The 14,601-nt window shown below is 70.3% G+C and carries 16 protein-coding genes; 11 read left to right on the forward strand and 5 right to left on the reverse strand.

Features of this window, described 5'->3' with window-relative positions; genetic code table 11:
- Nucleotides 1-18 precede the first annotated feature (18 nt).
- Nucleotides 19-471, forward strand: coding sequence for an acyl-CoA thioesterase (locus tag DEI85_RS04830; RefSeq protein ID WP_110859175.1), 453 nt, complete (start codon nucleotides 19-21; stop codon nucleotides 469-471).
- Here DEI85_RS04830 and DEI85_RS04835 read toward each other — a convergent pair.
- Nucleotides 458-1,321 (reverse strand): acyl-CoA thioesterase, encoded by an 864-nt coding sequence (locus DEI85_RS04835; RefSeq protein ID WP_110859176.1) that lies wholly within the window; start codon nucleotides 1,319-1,321, stop codon nucleotides 458-460. The genes DEI85_RS04830 and DEI85_RS04835 overlap by 14 nt on opposite strands.
- Before the next feature lie 91 nt (nucleotides 1,322-1,412).
- Here DEI85_RS04835 and DEI85_RS04840 point away from each other — a divergent pair, with 91 nt between their 5' ends.
- On the forward strand, nucleotides 1,413-2,114 hold the full coding sequence (locus DEI85_RS04840) for a DUF8185 domain-containing protein (RefSeq protein WP_110859177.1): 702 nt from the start codon (nucleotides 1,413-1,415) through the stop codon (nucleotides 2,112-2,114).
- A gap of 67 nt (nucleotides 2,115-2,181) precedes the next feature.
- Entirely contained in the window at nucleotides 2,182-3,024 is an 843-nt protein-coding gene (locus DEI85_RS04845; RefSeq protein ID WP_110859178.1) for an NAD-dependent epimerase/dehydratase family protein, read from the forward strand.
- A gap of 141 nt (nucleotides 3,025-3,165) precedes the next feature.
- Here DEI85_RS04845 and DEI85_RS04850 read toward each other — a convergent pair whose 3' ends face one another.
- The 3 genes from DEI85_RS04850 to pepN all read right to left on the reverse strand — a co-directional run bounded on the left by DEI85_RS04850 (nucleotide 3,166) and on the right by pepN (nucleotide 7,394).
- Nucleotides 3,166-3,618 carry a globin gene (locus DEI85_RS04850; RefSeq protein ID WP_258369829.1) on the reverse strand — a complete coding sequence of 151 codons (453 nt, stop codon included), beginning with the start codon at nucleotides 3,616-3,618 and terminating at the stop codon, nucleotides 3,166-3,168.
- A 56-nt stretch (nucleotides 3,619-3,674) separates the two neighbouring features.
- Complete coding sequence (locus DEI85_RS04855) at nucleotides 3,675-4,739, reverse strand: mechanosensitive ion channel family protein (protein WP_110859179.1); 1,065 nt, start codon at nucleotides 4,737-4,739, stop codon at nucleotides 3,675-3,677.
- 75 nt (nucleotides 4,740-4,814) lie between these two features.
- Nucleotides 4,815-7,394: an aminopeptidase N gene (pepN, locus tag DEI85_RS04860; RefSeq protein WP_110859180.1), complete on the reverse strand. Its 2,580-nt coding sequence runs from the start codon at nucleotides 7,392-7,394 to the stop codon at nucleotides 4,815-4,817.
- A 120-nt stretch (nucleotides 7,395-7,514) separates the two neighbouring features.
- Between pepN and DEI85_RS04865 the strand changes: the two genes are divergently transcribed.
- The 5 genes from DEI85_RS04865 (at nucleotide 7,515) to DEI85_RS04885 (ending at nucleotide 11,891) form a co-directional block, all read left to right on the forward strand.
- Nucleotides 7,515-8,168, forward strand: a complete 654-nt coding sequence (locus DEI85_RS04865) for a mycothiol-dependent nitroreductase Rv2466c family protein (protein WP_258378416.1) — start codon at nucleotides 7,515-7,517, stop codon at nucleotides 8,166-8,168.
- Between the two features lie 335 nt (nucleotides 8,169-8,503).
- A complete protein-coding gene (locus DEI85_RS04870; RefSeq protein ID WP_146248973.1) occupies nucleotides 8,504-9,724 on the forward strand; it encodes a hypothetical protein in 1,221 nt (406 codons plus the stop codon).
- 5 nt (nucleotides 9,725-9,729) lie between these two features.
- Nucleotides 9,730-10,188 (forward strand): hypothetical protein, encoded by a 459-nt coding sequence (locus DEI85_RS04875; protein ID WP_146238492.1) that lies wholly within the window; start codon nucleotides 9,730-9,732, stop codon nucleotides 10,186-10,188.
- A gap of 202 nt (nucleotides 10,189-10,390) precedes the next feature.
- Entirely contained in the window at nucleotides 10,391-10,849 is a 459-nt protein-coding gene (locus tag DEI85_RS04880) for a hypothetical protein (RefSeq protein ID WP_111123074.1), read from the forward strand.
- Between the two features lie 46 nt (nucleotides 10,850-10,895).
- Nucleotides 10,896-11,891 carry a hypothetical protein gene (locus DEI85_RS04885; protein WP_111123075.1) on the forward strand — a complete coding sequence of 332 codons (996 nt, stop codon included), beginning with the start codon at nucleotides 10,896-10,898 and terminating at the stop codon, nucleotides 11,889-11,891.
- Between the two features lie 10 nt (nucleotides 11,892-11,901).
- On the opposite strand, the gene DEI85_RS04890 is transcribed toward DEI85_RS04885, so the two are convergent.
- Nucleotides 11,902-12,420, reverse strand: coding sequence for a GNAT family N-acetyltransferase (locus DEI85_RS04890; protein WP_111123076.1), 519 nt, complete (start codon nucleotides 12,418-12,420; stop codon nucleotides 11,902-11,904).
- On the opposite strand from DEI85_RS04890, the gene DEI85_RS04895 reads away from it, so the two are divergent.
- From DEI85_RS04895 to DEI85_RS04905, 3 genes are all read left to right on the forward strand, one after another.
- Nucleotides 12,419-13,060: a helix-turn-helix domain-containing protein gene (locus DEI85_RS04895; RefSeq protein ID WP_110859187.1), complete on the forward strand. Its 642-nt coding sequence runs from the start codon at nucleotides 12,419-12,421 to the stop codon at nucleotides 13,058-13,060. The genes DEI85_RS04890 and DEI85_RS04895 overlap by 2 nt on opposite strands.
- Before the next feature lie 70 nt (nucleotides 13,061-13,130).
- The gene (locus DEI85_RS04900; RefSeq protein WP_027464669.1) at nucleotides 13,131-13,619 is read left to right on the forward strand and encodes a ribose-5-phosphate isomerase; all 489 of its coding nucleotides are present in this window, start codon (nucleotides 13,131-13,133) and stop codon (nucleotides 13,617-13,619) included.
- 36 nt (nucleotides 13,620-13,655) lie between these two features.
- On the forward strand, nucleotides 13,656-14,585 hold the full coding sequence (locus DEI85_RS04905) for an Fpg/Nei family DNA glycosylase (RefSeq protein ID WP_111123077.1): 930 nt from the start codon (nucleotides 13,656-13,658) through the stop codon (nucleotides 14,583-14,585).
- Nucleotides 14,586-14,601: the final 16 nt, after the last annotated feature.

Consider the following 14,601-nt stretch of genomic DNA (forward strand, 5'->3'; position numbering starts at 1 on the left):
CTGCACGCTCCCATCCGCATGCGGTGGAGCGACATCGACGCCTACGGTCACGTCAACAACTCCGCGATGCTGCGCCTGCTCGAAGAAGCGCGCATCGTGGGGTTCTGGGGTGCGGACCCGGGTGAGGACCCGGACGGCGGCCTGCCCGAGCCGATCATCGACGGTCGGCCCGGTTCGGGCACCATGACGGTGATCGCGGGCCAGCGCCTCGAGTACCTGGCGTCGATCCCGTACCTCCGTCAGCCGCTCGACATCCAGATGTGGATCGGGCGGCTCGGGGGTGCGAGCATCGACGTCTCGTACGAGGTCTGGTCGCCGGCGGGGCATCACCCTGCCGTCCTGTACACACGGGCGACGACCGCACTCGTGATGGTCGACGCGGCGACGAACCGTCCGCGTCGGCTGACCGACACCGAGCGCGCTGCGTGCGAGCGCTACCTCGAGGAACCGGTGCAGTTCAGCCGGCCGTAGGCACCCGCATCATGCCCTCCTGGGCGACGGTGGCCAGCAGCTTGCCGTCACGGGAGAACATCCGGCCGAACGCGAGTCCCCGGCCGCCCTGCGCGCTCGGGGACTCCTGCGTGTACAGGATCCACTCATCGGCGCGACCGTCGCGGTGCCACCACATGGCGTGGTCGAGGCTCGCGCTCTTGACCCCCTTGGTGCCCCACGCGACGCCGTGCCGCCGCATGATCGGCTCGAGGATGGACAGGTCGCTCGCGTACCCGAGCACCGCACGGTGGAGCGCCGGGTCCTCCGGCAGGTCGCCCTGCACCCGGAACCAGACCGCCTGGTGCGGCACGTGCTCGCCCTGCACATCGACGAACACCGGTCCCTCGACGTGTCGCAGGTCGATGGACCGAGCGGCCCAGGCACGTGCGACCGGGTGGTCGATCGCGGACAGGATCGACGCGGCCGACGGCAGGGACTCCGGGTCCGGGGTGTCCACCGGGTACGGGTCCTGGTGCTCGATGCCGGTGTCGGGCACCTGGAACGACGCGATCATCGAGAAGATCGGGACACCGCGCTGGTACGCCTGCACGCGTCGGGCCGCGAACGACCGGCCGTCGTGGATGCGCTCGACGCCGAAGGTGATCGGCACGTCGATGTCGCCGGGCCGCAGGAAGTAGCCGTGCATCGAGTGGACGTCGCGTCCCTCGATCGTGCGCTGCGCGGCGACGATGCACTGTGCCAGGACCTGGCCGCCGAACACCCGTCCGCCGGGTGACCAGTGGCTGGCGCCGGTCAGGATCGTCTCGCCCGTGCTCGCGCCGGTGTCCTCGAGTCGCAGGGTCCGCAGGAAGTCGGGTTCGCCGTTCACGCTGTGCAGTCTACGAACGGCTGCCCGCCGCCGTCGCAGGTCGTCGCGCCCAGGCTGCGCGGTCCCGATGGCCGGTAGGATCGGGGACGACATGGGCAACTCGTTCACGCTTCCCGACGCCGCCTCACTCGGTGACCTCCGCACGTACCTCGGGCGTGCCGCTCGGATCGAGGACGGCTCGGTCCGGCTCATCGCCGACTCCGGCGTCCTGGCCGTCTACACGGCGATCCTCTACCCGCTCGGGCTGCTCGACGAACTGCCGACGGTGCTCGGTCTCCGCACGTTCTCGCTCACCGAGCCCGCGTCGATCGACACCGTGGTCCCGCTGCAGTCGCTCCTCGAGCGCCTCCGCCTGCTGGCCGAGGCGCAGGACGCCGAGCGCGCCGAGGGTGCCGACCCGACGCGGGCCACCCCGATCGAGGTCGAGCTGCCGCACGAGGTGCACACCGTGACGTGGGCGGCCATCTCCCCGCCCCGCGGTGGCTGGGTCCCGCTGCCGGACGTCTCACCGGAACTCCTCCGCCGAGCCACCCGCGACGGCATCGCCGAGGTCGCCGACGCCGTGCCGTCCAACGCGGGCGAGGCCATCGTCCGACGGATCCGTGCCGAGGTCTGGGGCCGACCGGTCCCCGGCGTCGAACACCTGCCCGCCGGTGCCGGCTTCGCGGGCGAGAGCCTCGGGTTCCTCGGGCACGACCCGGTCCGTCTGTTCGAGACGGGTCCGTGGAGCCGACTCACGACCTCGCGCGGCCACGTGCTCGTCAAGCGCCGCGCCTGGACCCTGAGCTCCTAGGGACGACGACGACGACGACGGCGACGACGACCGCGACGCCGCCGGGCCACCGTGGTTGGCTGGCCGCATGCACGTCTTCCTCACCGGTGCGTCCGGCTACATCGGCTCCTCCGTCCTCCGCTCCCTCGTGGCCCGCGGCGACGAGGTCACAGCGCTCGTCCGGTCCGACGAGAAGGCCCAGCACGTCCGTGACGCCGGTGGCCGTGCCCTGGTGGGCGACGTCACCGACACCGACGTCGTCGAACGGCTGCTGCACGAGAGCGACGGTGTGGTCCACACGGCATCGGCGCCGGGCGTCGACCCGGGCTTCATCCGCACCGCGATCGGTGCCCTGGGCGGCACGCCGAAGCCGTTCGTGCACACCGGTGGGATCTTCACCTTCGGCGACTCGACGGACATCTCCGAGCAGTCGCCGATCGACCCGCCGGCGTTGACCGCCTGGCGCGGGCCGAACGAGGCCCTGCTGCGGGAGAGCGACGTGCGGAGCACCATCGTCGCGCCCGGCATCGTGTACGGGCGCGGCGCCGGCATCCCGGCGATGTTCGTCAGCGACGGCGAGCAGCCGGTGCGGCTGGTGGGCGACGGCTCCCAGCGGTGGACGACGGTGCACGTCGACGACCTCGGCGAGCTCTACGTCCTCGCGCTGCACCGCGGCGAGCCCGACGGGTACATCGTCGCCGCGACCGGGGACAATCTGACCGTCCGAGAGGTAGCCGAGGCCGGGTCCCACGGTGCACCGGTCGTCCCCGAGAGCGTCGACGCGAGCCGCGAACGACTCGGGCGGGAGTACGCCGACGCCCTGCTGCTGCACCAGGAGGCGTCCGGCGCACACGCCCGGTCGACCTTCGGCTGGCGTCCGTCACGGCCGTCCCTGGTCGAGGACCTCGCCTCCGGCTCGTACGTGCGCTGAGACGCGCTGTCCGAAGACGCCGGCGTCCCGCGGGCACGAGAACGCGGGGACCGGCGGACGGGAGGCCCGTGGCGACGCCGCCACGGGCCTCCCGTCCGCCACGGGCGGCGTCCACCGCGCCGGTGTCGCGCCCGGCGCGCGTCAGTCGAAGGTGTTCGTCATCGCGTGGGCAGCGCGGTCGAGGTAGCCCCAGAGCTCGGCTTCGTCCAGGGGCGCGAGCTCGAGCGACTCGACCGCTTCGTGCATGTGGTGGAGCCAGCGTTCCCGGGCCTCGGACGTGATGCGGAACGGGTTGTGCCGCATCCGCAGGCGGGGGTGCCCGCGCTGCTCGCTGTAGGTGCCCGGGCCGCCCCAGTACTGCTGCAGGAAGGCGGAGAGGCGCCAGATCGCACCCTCGAGGTCGTCGGCCGGGTACATCGGCCAGATGACCTCGTCCTGCTGCACGCCCTCGTAGAAGCGACGGACGAGCCGGTCGAAGGTGGGGGCGCCGCCGATCCGCTCGTACAGCGACCCCGTGGCCGAGGCGCCGTGCTCCCCGACGCGCAGAGTGATCGGCTGGGCCGGGACGCCGACGGCGCTGGACGAGCCGGGCATGCCGAGCGAGCCGCGTGCTCCGGGCCCGCCCGTGCCGCTCGGGGGTGTGGGGTCGATCATCGGGGGTCCTTCCCGCTGTCGGGGTCGTCCGTGCGGATCGGCTGCCCGAGGATGTTGCGCTTGGTCCGCCGGGGCTTGGTGGGTGCCGGCGTCGGCTGGGTCCGGACGGTGCGCAGGCCGTTGATCGAGGTGGCGTTCTCCCAGCCCTCGGGCATGATCATCGCCATCGCGGGCAGGGTGATGCCGAGTTCGTCGACGGCGTGCTTCAGTCGGGTGCGGAGCTCCCGGCCGACGACGTCGAGCTCGGACGCGCGGGTCTTCACGACCAGGCGGAAGACCATGCCGGCGTCGGTGATGGACTGCAGGCCCCAGATCTCGGGCTTCTCGACGACCCGCTGCCGCCAGCGGGACTCCTGCGACATCGTGACGGCAGCCTTAAGCAGGGCGTCCTGCACGGCGTCGATGTCGGTGTCGTAGGGCACGGTGATGTCGACGAGCACGCGCGACCAGCCCTGCGACAGGTTGCCGACGCGCAGGATCTGGCCGTTCGGCACGAACCACAGGATCCCGTTCACGTCGCGGATCTGCATGACGCGCAGCCCGACGTTCTCGACGACGCCCGTGGCCTGACCGGTGTCGACGACGTCACCGACGCCGGCCTGGTCCTCGAGGATCATGAAGACGCCGGACAGCAGGTCCTTGACGATCGACTGGGCGCCGACGGCGAGGCCGGCGGCGACGAGGGACGCACCGCCGACGATGCCGACCGCGGCGCCCTTCCACACGGCAGTGGCGATGATGACGAGTGCGATCGCGACCACGACCACGGTGGCGAGGTTCTCGAGGACGCTGCCGAGCGTCCGGGTGCGCTGGACGACCCGAGCCGTCTGCACGGGCGACGCGATGAGGGCCTGGGTGTCAGCGGCTCCTTGGCGCTTCTTGACGCCGTTCACGATCCGGTCGACGACCTGCTTGATCATCCGGCGCAGGATCAGTCGGAGGATGATCGCGGCGATGATCGTGATGACGATCGTGATCGGCGCCTGCCAGGTGTCGACGAAGTCCGTGAACGCGTTCGAGAGCAGTTTGGACGTGTCTTCGGTCGTTGCAGCCAAGTTCATATCCGGTCGATGCTAAGCGGCGGGGCCTCGGCATCCCTGGAGGAACACCAAGACCCCGCCGGATCAGAGCAGGGGTCAGGCGTCGGCGGCCTGGACCCGGAGCGCGCGCTCGGTGCCCGCGAGGCTCTCGGACACGATGCGGCGCAGCGCCGGCGTCTCCGGGTGCTCCTCGAGCCACGCGGCTGCGGCGTCACGGAGCTCGGCCGACGCGAGCGGCGCCGGGTAGAGGCCCGAGACGATGGTGTCCGCCATGTGGTAGCTACGCTCGGCCCAGATGCGCGTGAGCACCTCGAAGTACTTCGGCACGAGCCCCTCGAGCAGCACCGGGCTGTTCACGTGCTGGAACCCGACCGTGGTCTGGCGCACGATGGCGTTCGGCAGCTCGGACGAGTCGACCAGCGACGAGAACGCCGCCAGCTTGCCCTCGGCCGTGGGGATCGTCGCCCGGGCGCGTGCCGCGGCCTGCTCGCCCGACGCGGTCTTGTCCGCGGCGAGCTCGGCGTCGATCTCGGCGTTGTCCGCAGCACCCGCGAGCACGAGGCCCTCGAGCAGTTCCCAGCGCAGGTCCGTGTCGATCTCGAGGCCCTGCAGCGTGACCGATCCGTCGCGGAGACCCTGCAGGGTCGCGACGTGCTCGGGCGTGGACGGGATCTGCGCGAAGAACTTCACGAACTGGAACTGCGCGTCCGAACCGGCCTCGGCCGAGGACGCGAGCTGCCAGAGCGTGTCGCCGACGGTGCGGACCGTGGCCTCGACCGAGCCCGGTGCCACGTAGTTGCGTGCGGTGAGCAGCAGCTGCGAGAGCGTCGTGCGGATGGTCGTCGACTCGGTCTCGGTCGCGATGTTGCCGAGCACGAGGCGGACGTAGTCGCTCGCCGGGGACTCGGCGTCGCGCGTGGCGTCCCACACCGAACCCCAGACGATCGAGCGGGCGAGCGGGTTCGCGATCGAGGCCAGGTGCTCGATCGCGGTGCGCCGGGAGTGCTCGTCGAGACGGATCTTGGCGTAGGCCAGGTCGTCGTCGTTCAGCAGCACGAGGTCGCCGCGCTGGACACCGACGAGCTCGGGCACCTCGGTGCGGGCGCCGTCGACGTCGATCTCGACGCGGTGGACCCGCTCGAGCTTGCCGCCGGCGGAGGCCGTGTCGGCCCCGAACGGCGCGGACTCGTCGTTCCGGAAGGCGTAGACGCCGATCGCCAGACGGTGCGGGCGCAGCGTCGGGTGGTCGGCGGGGGCTTCCTGCAGGACGGTGAACGACGTGATGACGCCGGACTCGTCGGTCACGATCTCCGGGCGGAGCGTGTTGACGCCCGCGGTCTCGAGCCAGAGCTTCGACCACTCGGTCAGCTCACGGCCGCTCGTCGCCTCGAGCTCGACGAGCAGGTCGCGGAGCTCGGTGTTCGAGTGGTGGTGCTTCTTGAAGTAGGCGGAGACACCGGCGAAGAACGCATCGATGCCGACCCAGGCGACGAGCTGCTTGAGGACCGAGCCGCCCTTCGCGTAGGTGATGCCGTCGAAGTTGACCTGGACGTCTTCGAGGTCGTTGATCGTCGCGACGATCGGGTGCGTCGAGGGGAGCTGGTCCTGGCGGTAGGCCCAGGACTTCTCCATCGCCTGGAACGTGGTCCAGGCCTCGGTCCACTCGGTGGCCTCGGCCGTGGCGATCGTCGAGGCCCACTCGGCGAACGACTCGTTGAGCCACAGGTCGTTCCACCACTTCATCGTGACGAGGTCGCCGAACCACATGTGGGCGAGCTCGTGCAGGATCGTGACGACCCGGCGCTCCTTGATGGCGTCGGTGACCTTCGACCGGAACACGTAGGTCTCGGTGAAGGTGACGGCCCCGGCGTTCTCCATCGCGCCGGCGTTGAACTCCGGCACGAAGAGCTGGTCGTACTTGTCGAAGGGGTAGGCGACGTCGAACTTCTCCTCGAAGTACGCGAAGCCCTTCCTCGTGATGTCGAACACGTACTCGGGGTCGAGGTACGAGGCGAGCGACTTGCGCGCGAACACGCCGAGCGGGATCGTCCGGCCGTCGCGGCTGGTCAGCTCGTCGCGCACGACCTCGTACGGGCCGGCGACGAGCGCGGTGATGTAGCTCGAGATGCGCGCGGTGGGCGGGAAGGACCAGGTCGCGACGTCGCCGTCGACGTGCGGCTCCGGCGTGGGGGAGTTCGAGACGACCTGCCACCGCGACGGCGCCGTCACGGTGAAGGAGAACTCGGCCTTCAGGTCGGGCTGCTCGAACACCGCGAACATCCGTCGGGAGTCGGGGACCTCGAACTGGGAGTACAGGTACACCTCGTCGTCCACCGGGTCGACGAAGCGGTGCAGGCCTTCACCGGTGTTCGTGTACAGCGCGTCGCTGACGACCACGAGCTCGTTCTGCTCCTGCAGGTCGTCGAGCTGGATGCGCACGCCGTCGTTCACCGCGGCGACGTCGAGCGCCGTGCCGTTCAGCGTGATGGAGTGCACGGTCTTCGTGATGGCGTCGATGAAGGTCGACGCGCCGGCGGTGGCGGTGAAGCGCACCCGCGTGGTGCTGCCGAAGGCCTCGGCACCGCGGGTCAGGTCGAGCTCGACGTCGTACGTCTGCACGGCGACGACGGCCGCACGCTCCTGGGCTTCGATTCGGGTGAGGTTCTCTCCGGGCACGCAACGCTCCATCTTCGCTGGGGACGCGGACGATCGGTGTCCGCGTACGGGGCCCCGGACGGCGTCGTGCGCCGGCGGGACGATGGGTTCCAGCCTAGCGACGCCGCGTACGCTCGCACCGTGACCGAGACGACTGTGGACAACCCGACCGACGCCACCACCGAGCGCACCGCCGTGGAGTTCTGGTTCGACCCGAACTGCCCCTGGGCCTGGATGACGAGCCGCTGGGTGGGTGAGGTCGCCGAGCACCGCGACCTCGACGTGACCTGGAACGTGATGAGCCTGTTCGTCCTCAACGAGGACCAGGACGTCCCGGACACCTACAAGGAGCGCCTGCACGCCGGCCAGGTCTACCCGCGCATCGTCACGGCGGCGAGGCTCCGGCTCGGACAGGACGTCGTCAAGCCGCTCTACGACGCCCTCGGCGAGCACATCCACCACCGCCAGGAGTCCGACCCGGAGCAGGTCGTCCCCGCCGTGCTCGCCGAGCTCGGCCTCGACGCCGACCTGCTCGAGTACGCCTGGACGGACGAGGTCGACGCCGCCGTGCGCGTCAGCCACCAGGACGGCATCGACCGCGTCGGCCAGGACGTCGGCACGCCGGTGATCGCGGTCGAGGGCACCGCGTTCTTCGGACCGGTCATCTCCCCGGCGCCCAAGGGCCAGGAAGCGCTCGACCTGTGGGACGGCGTCGTCGCCGTCGCGAAGTACCCCGGCTTCTTCGAGCTCAAGCGCTCGCGCACGGTCGGTCCGGTCTTCGACACCACCGACTGACGGACTGGAGGCACGTGGCGGCGCCGCCACGCGCCTCCAGACGGCACTGTGGTGGGTTCCGTCGGTGAAGTATCAGGGGGATGGGGATCCACCGCGTCCGGCGTCAGTCGACACGCGGAGGAGTTCGAGCGAGCGCTCGACGGACTCGCCGGAGCGGCGAGCGGAACGCCGGTGATCGCGGCGGCGCTTCGATCGTTCGCGTCGGCGCGCACGGGGACCGCGATGCGGATCGGGACCCACCTCCAGGCGGTCAGCGCGGTCGGTGCGATCGCACTCGCCGCCGTCGACGAGGCGGACGAGCAGATGGCGCGCACCGCCGACCACGCGGCAGAGCGATGAGCGGCATGGTCTCGGTCGCGTCGCTCGACGAGATCCGTCTCGACATGAGCGCCGTGGTGGACGCAGCCGCGACGCTCCGTGCCGCATCCGACGACGTGCGGACCGCAGCATCGGACGGCGAGCACTCCTGGTCCACCATGCCGACGGCGTTCGAGATGCCCGGTGTGAGCGCCGCGAGGCCCGTCATGACGCACCGGTCCACCGCCGTCGCGACCGAACTCGCAGAGAGCGTCGACCACCTTCACGCGCTCGTCGATCGGGCGTCGTTCGACTTCGCCGAACTCCGGACACGCCGCGTCGCGTTGGTCGAGCGGATCTCGTCGTTCACCGGCGGGGTCCACGCCGCCGTCGAGCGTCACGACGCAGCGCTGCCCGAGCCGCCCGATACGAGCACGTCGTGGGACCGGATCCCCAGCCTCGCAGCCGAGGACGCGGCGCTCCGGGCGGCAGTCTCGGCGTGGAACGAACAGTGGCGTGACTGGCAGCAGCGACTCGCCTCGCAGATCCGCGCCGTCAGCGGCGGTGACTCGACCGCGGGTCTCGCCGAGGACGACACCGACGTGCACACCGCGAGTCTCGTGGCACCGATGCCGCTGCCCGGCTTCCCGTCCGCGCCCTTCCAGTTCCCGTGGCCGTGGCTCGGTGCTGCCGGCGGGACCGCTGCAGGCACCGGCAGCGCGGTCGGTGGCCTGTCGGCGCTCGGCGTGCTGGGCATCCTGTTCGGCCTCAGCGGGGACACGAAGCAGCAGACCCCGGCCGATGCCATGCGGCAACGGATGGCCCAGGCTGACCGGGACGCGTGGGCGTGGACGCACGACCCGCTCACCGGCGAGCCCCGTGAGGTCGCGGGCGGCGCCGGGATCATGACCGACGTCGTCGGGCCGATGACCGGCAACGAGGCCAACGAGCGGGTCCGCTCCATCGGACGCCCGGGGAAGACCGAGCCGCACCGCGAGGTCGACACTCCCGAGGAGGTCGTCAAGGCATGGCGTGAGCTCAGCCGAGGCGGCACACTCGCTCCGGGATCGACACGCGATCGCATCCAAGTCGTCCTCCCTGACGGAACACGCGTCCAGTACCGACGCGACAGCGGCTCGGGAGGGCCAGTGGTCGAAGTACACAACTCGAAGACGTCGGAATGGGAGAACGTGAAGGTGCATCTTCCCGAGGGGTCGGCGCCGCATGACCTGCCCGACGACGCGATGCCGGAAGGATGATGTCGATGAACGAGTTCACCTACTACTGTCTGGCGTCTGTTCAGGACGGGACCGGCGAGAACCTCTGGGCCTGGACCGGCAACATCGAGAAGCGACGCCGTCGGCCGTTGGGGGAGACTCGTGAATGGCTCCTCGGCGTGCTCGGTCGTTTGCTCGAGCGTGATCTGGTGTGCGTCGGCAACTTCGAGGAGAACGGCACTGGGCGTGCCGGTTGGGAGACCTGGACAGGGAGCGTCGAGGCCGTCGTCGACAGAGTCGCGTCGATCTACACGGTCGACCTTGCTGCTGACGAGGTGCAGTACTGGCCGTGCTACCTGATGCGGACGGAGGCAGGCGCGCAGCTCTACGGACGAGAGCGATCGAGGCGAGAGCTCGCCGATGAGGACCCGGTCCCGCGACTTCGTGCGGTCTGGGACGAGGACGGCAACGTCATCGAAGAACACGGAGACGAGATCGTCGTCTGACGCCGGCCTTGAGTGCGTCCCCTCCTGAACGCATCGCTGTGGTGCTTCCGGACGGAACTGGCGTCCAGTACCGACGAGGCAGCAAATCCGGTGCTCCGGTCGTCGAAGTGCAGAGCAACGGTGCGAAGCCGGTCAAGCTGCACATGCCCAAGGGAGCCGACGCCCACGATCTGCCCGATGACGCATGACCAGAGGGATTCGAATGAACGAACTGACCTACTACGTCCTCGCGACGACCTACAACGGAACGGGCGAGAACCTCTGGGGCTGGGCAGCGACGTTCGAGATCGAACGACATCGTCCCCGCGAGGAGACGCGCGATTGGGTACTCGACAACCTTCGCCATCTCCTCGCCGAGGGGCTCGTGTCCGTCGGCACGTCCGCGCGGGACGGGCCCGGACGTGCCGGCTGGGACGAGTGGCAGGGCCCGCCTGACGAGATCGTCGAACGAGTCGCTGCTGTCTACACACTCGAGCCGGGCGACGTCGAGGTCCCGTTCTGGGATTGCTACATCATGGACACGCCGAAGGGAGATGCCCTGTTCGAAGCCGAGCGTGCCCGACGGATCGCCGCCGGCCTGGACCCTTTCGCACGGGATGACGGCATCTGGGACGAGGACGGCAACGTCATCGAAGAACACGGAGACGAGATCGTCGTCTGACGCCGGCCTCGAGTACGTCCCCTTCCCTGCAGAGGAAGTCCGCTCCATGCCGGACGGCTCCGTCGCCGCGATGCGTGAACCCCTCCCCGGGCACGAGGCCTACATCGACGTCATCCCGCCCGCTGACGCCGAGGACCCCCGGGTGCAGCGGCGCAGTGTCCGGCACGACGTCGGCCTCGCGCCGAGCCCGGAGCCAGCGCCGCGGACGCCCGAAGAGCAGCTGCTGCTCGACCTCACTGAGTTCAACCGGAACGGGTGCGCGACCGACCTCCGCGCCCTGCACCGTATGGCGCGGACCGACCACGAACCCGACGGCACCCGAGCCCGCGCGATGGCGTTGCGGTGCGTCGAGTTCGGCATCCGGCGGGGGCTCCTGGCGAGCGGGATGTTCGTCCGAGCAGGATCCGAACTCGCGTTCGTCGAACCCGAGCGGACTGCTGACGAGCAGATCGCGACCGTCCGGGGTCGCTACGCCAGCGCGCCCGTCGCCGGCGAGTCCGACGGTGACCTGGCGAACTCCGTGTGGCTGATGAACACGACGGACGGCGAGCGGTTCGCACGGACGCACGGCGCCGAGGCGGACGGGACCGCCGAACCGAGCGAGGCACGCTCGAGCGTCCCCGCGAGCAAGCCGGCGGTGGTCGTCCGTTCGCAGGGCGACGCGTGGGACGACAAGCACCACGAACTGCTCGCCGGCAACGTGTTCGAGGAGCTCCGGAACGGCCCACTCTCGTGGGACACGGGCATCGGCGACGATGCACTCAAGAGCATCGCCTGGGGCATCGCCGCGGAGATCGTCGACGCCTTCGACGTGAAGTGGTCGCCGAACTGGGTCGCGAAGGGGTACCCGCACCGGTGGCACGACGCGGACGGGTGGCACACACGGTGCAACGACTGCCTCGACGAGAGTCCGGCCGAGGCCGACGAAGCGGTCGCGTACTCCTGGTTCGCCGACCACCGTCCGATTGCGCACGGTGACATCGCGCCGCCGTTCCGAAGGTCGCCACCGCCCCTGGACGTCCCGATGCCGGGCACGGACTGACCGGCGACGGTCAGACGAGCGGCAGCCGCATCATCGTCAGGTCGAGCCAGCGGTCGAACTTGCGTCCGACCTCGGGCACGACCGCGACCGTGGTGAACCCCAGGCGTTCGTGCAGGGCGATCGACCCCGTGTTGGTGCTGCAGATCCCGGCGATCATGACGTGCCGGCCCTCGGCGGTGGCCCGTGTGACCAGCGCCTGCATCAGGGTCGTGGCGATGCCCCGGCCGCGGAACGCCTCCACCACGTAGACGCTGTGCTCGACCGTCAGCCGGTACCCCTGGTGCGGCCGCCACTGCGAGTACGTGGCGTAGCCAGCGACGACCCCGTCGACCTCGGCCACGAGCACCGGGAAGCCGTCACCCTGTCGCTCGGCGAGCCACCCGTCGAAGTACGCGCGCGGGTGCGGTGTCTCCTGCCAGATGGCGGTGGAGTGCAGCACGGCGTCGACGTGCAGGGCGTGCACGACGTCCAGGTCGGCCGGTGTGCAGTCGCGGATCACGACCCCGTTCGTCGCATATGCTGTCGTCATGTCTCACATCGTAGACGACTCGCACGCTGATCCCGCAACCGACGCCGACGACGCCTCGGTCGCCGAGCAGCGGGCGCTCGGTGAACGCCTCCAGCGCCTCCGCACGGAGCGGAAGTGGAGCCTCACCGAGCTCGCCGAGGAGTCCGGCGTCTCCCGCGCGATGATCAACCGCGTCGAACGCGGGGTCTCCAGCCCCACCGCGACGATCCTCGGTCGCCTGTCCGGTGCCTTCGGCCTGACCATCTCGCAGCTCCTCGACGATGCCCTGGAGCACGAGGTGCCCAGGGTGACGGACCCCGATGAGGCGCGCGGGGTCCAGCGCGGCGCGACCGCCGATTCCTGGACCGATCCCGACACCGGGTACCGTCGCCGTCCGGTCTCGAGCGCGACGTTCCCCGCCGACGTCACCGAGGTGCGCCTCCCGGCCGGCCGCGAAGTGGCCTACCCGGCGTCCGCCTACGCGTTCCTGCGGCACTGCATCTGGGTCGTCGACGGCGTGCTCGAGGTGGTCGTCGGCGGCGAGCCGACGCGCCTGGCCGCGGGGGACCGGATCGAGCTCGGCGAACCCGCCGACGTCGTCTACCGCAACCCCGGCGAGGACCCCACCCGGTACCTCGTCGTGGTGGTCCGCGCGCCGTAGGCAGTGGTGGTCCGCGCGCCGAAAGCAGTGGTGGTCCGGGCCCCGGAGCCGCAGGAATATGATCGGTTCCATGCGCATCCACCTCGGAACGGACCACGCCGGCCTCGAGTTCAACAAGACCCTCGCAACCCACCTGACCGAAGCCGGGCACGAGGTGGTGGACCACGGTCCGACCGAGTACGACGCGCTCGACGACTACCCCTCCTTCTGCATCAACGCCGCGCACGCCGTGGTGCAGGACCAGCGTGCCGGTGTCCAGGCCCTCGGTGTCGTCTTCGGCGGTTCCGGCAACGGTGAGCAGATCGCCGCCAACAAGGTCGAGGGCATCCGCGCCGCGCTCGTGTGGAACGAGTCGACCGCCCTGCTCGCCCGTCAGCACAACGACGCCAACGTCATCTCCATCGGCGCGCGCCAGCACACCGAGGACGAGGCGATCCGGTTCGTCGACCTGTTCATCGCCGAGCCGTTCTCCGGCGAGGAGCGCCACGCCCGTCGCATCGCCCAGCTCGCCGAGTACGAGACCACCGGGCTGATCGCCGGCCGCCAGATCGACGCGTAGTCCGGCCCGTCAGGGGTACCGGGTAGAACGGTAGTCATGCCCGAGGGTCACTCCGTCCACCGCATCGCCAACCAGTTCACCCGGCACTTCGTCGGCAAGCGCTGCGAGGTGTCGAGCCCCCAGGGTCGCTTCGCCGCCGGGGCCGCGCAGCTCGACGGCAAGCGCATGATCGCCGCGCGTGCGGTGGCGAAGCAGATGTTCCTGGAGTTCGAGGGCGACCTGTTCCTCCGCGTCCACCTCGGGCTGTACGGCGCGTGGGACTTCGCGGGCGTGATCTCCACCGCCGAGGCGCTGTCCGACGACGACGACCGCGAAGAGTCGCTCAGCTCGATCGGCGCACCGCGGCTCGCCCGCTACCGGATGGCCGAGCAGGAGCAGGCGGAGGACCCGATCGAGTCCTTCCCGCCGGACCCGGTCGGCCAGGTCCGGGTGCGGATCCTCACCGAGGACACCGTCGCCGACCTGCGCGGCCCGACCGCCTGCGTGGTGGAGACCCCGGCCGAGGTGCAGCGCGCGCTCGACAAGCTCGGCCCCGACCCGATGAACGACGACGGGCCCGAGGCCGAGAAGACCTTCGTGGACAACGTCCGCCGTCGGAACGTCGCGATCGGGCAGCTGCTCATGGACCAGTCCGTCGTGGCCGGCATCGGCAACATCTACCGCGCCGAGCTGCTGTTCCGGCAGCGCATCGACCCGTACAAGCCCGGCAAGAAGATCACGGTCAAGCAGGCCAAGGCGCTCTGGGCCGACTGGTCGAAGCTGCTGCACGACGGCGTCCGCGACGGCCTGATGATGACGATGGACGACCTGTCCGAAGCCGACCACAAGAAGGCCCTGCGTTCACGCAAGGACCGGCACTGGGTCTACCACCGACAGGGCGAGCCGTGCCGGGTGTGCGGCACCGAGATCCGGATGGCCGACATGGCCGGCCGGAAGCTCTACTGGTGCCCGAAGGACCAGAAGTAGCGCACGGGGAACAAGT

The organism is Curtobacterium sp. MCBD17_026, from assembly GCF_003234895.2.
Taxonomy (GTDB): Bacteria; Actinomycetota; Actinomycetes; order Actinomycetales; family Microbacteriaceae; genus Curtobacterium; species Curtobacterium flaccumfaciens.

Bases quoted from the DNA above. Each gene is read 5' to 3' on its own strand.
- DEI85_RS04830 (WP_110859175.1), top strand. From the start codon at position 19: ATGCGGTGGAGCGACATCGACGCCTACGGTCACGTCAACAACTCCGCG.
- DEI85_RS04840 (WP_110859177.1), top strand. From the start codon at position 1,413: ATGGGCAACTCGTTCACGCTTCCCGACGCCGCCTCACTCGGTGACCTC.
- DEI85_RS04845 (WP_110859178.1), top strand. From the start codon at position 2,182: ATGCACGTCTTCCTCACCGGTGCGTCCGGCTACATCGGCTCCTCCGTC.
- DEI85_RS04850 (WP_258369829.1), bottom strand. From the start codon at position 3,618: ATGCCCGGCTCGTCCAGCGCCGTCGGCGTCCCGGCCCAGCCGATCACT.
- DEI85_RS04855 (WP_110859179.1), bottom strand. From the start codon at position 4,739: ATGAACTTGGCTGCAACGACCGAAGACACGTCCAAACTGCTCTCGAAC.
- DEI85_RS04870 (WP_146248973.1), top strand. From the start codon at position 8,504: ATGAGCGGCATGGTCTCGGTCGCGTCGCTCGACGAGATCCGTCTCGAC.
- DEI85_RS04875 (WP_146238492.1), top strand. From the start codon at position 9,730: ATGAACGAGTTCACCTACTACTGTCTGGCGTCTGTTCAGGACGGGACC.
- DEI85_RS04880 (WP_111123074.1), top strand. From the start codon at position 10,391: ATGAACGAACTGACCTACTACGTCCTCGCGACGACCTACAACGGAACG.
- DEI85_RS04885 (WP_111123075.1), top strand. From the start codon at position 10,896: ATGCCGGACGGCTCCGTCGCCGCGATGCGTGAACCCCTCCCCGGGCAC.
- DEI85_RS04895 (WP_110859187.1), top strand. From the start codon at position 12,419: ATGTCTCACATCGTAGACGACTCGCACGCTGATCCCGCAACCGACGCC.
- DEI85_RS04890 (WP_111123076.1), bottom strand. From the start codon at position 12,420: ATGACGACAGCATATGCGACGAACGGGGTCGTGATCCGCGACTGCACA.
- DEI85_RS04900 (WP_027464669.1), top strand. From the start codon at position 13,131: ATGCGCATCCACCTCGGAACGGACCACGCCGGCCTCGAGTTCAACAAG.
- DEI85_RS04905 (WP_111123077.1), top strand. From the start codon at position 13,656: ATGCCCGAGGGTCACTCCGTCCACCGCATCGCCAACCAGTTCACCCGG.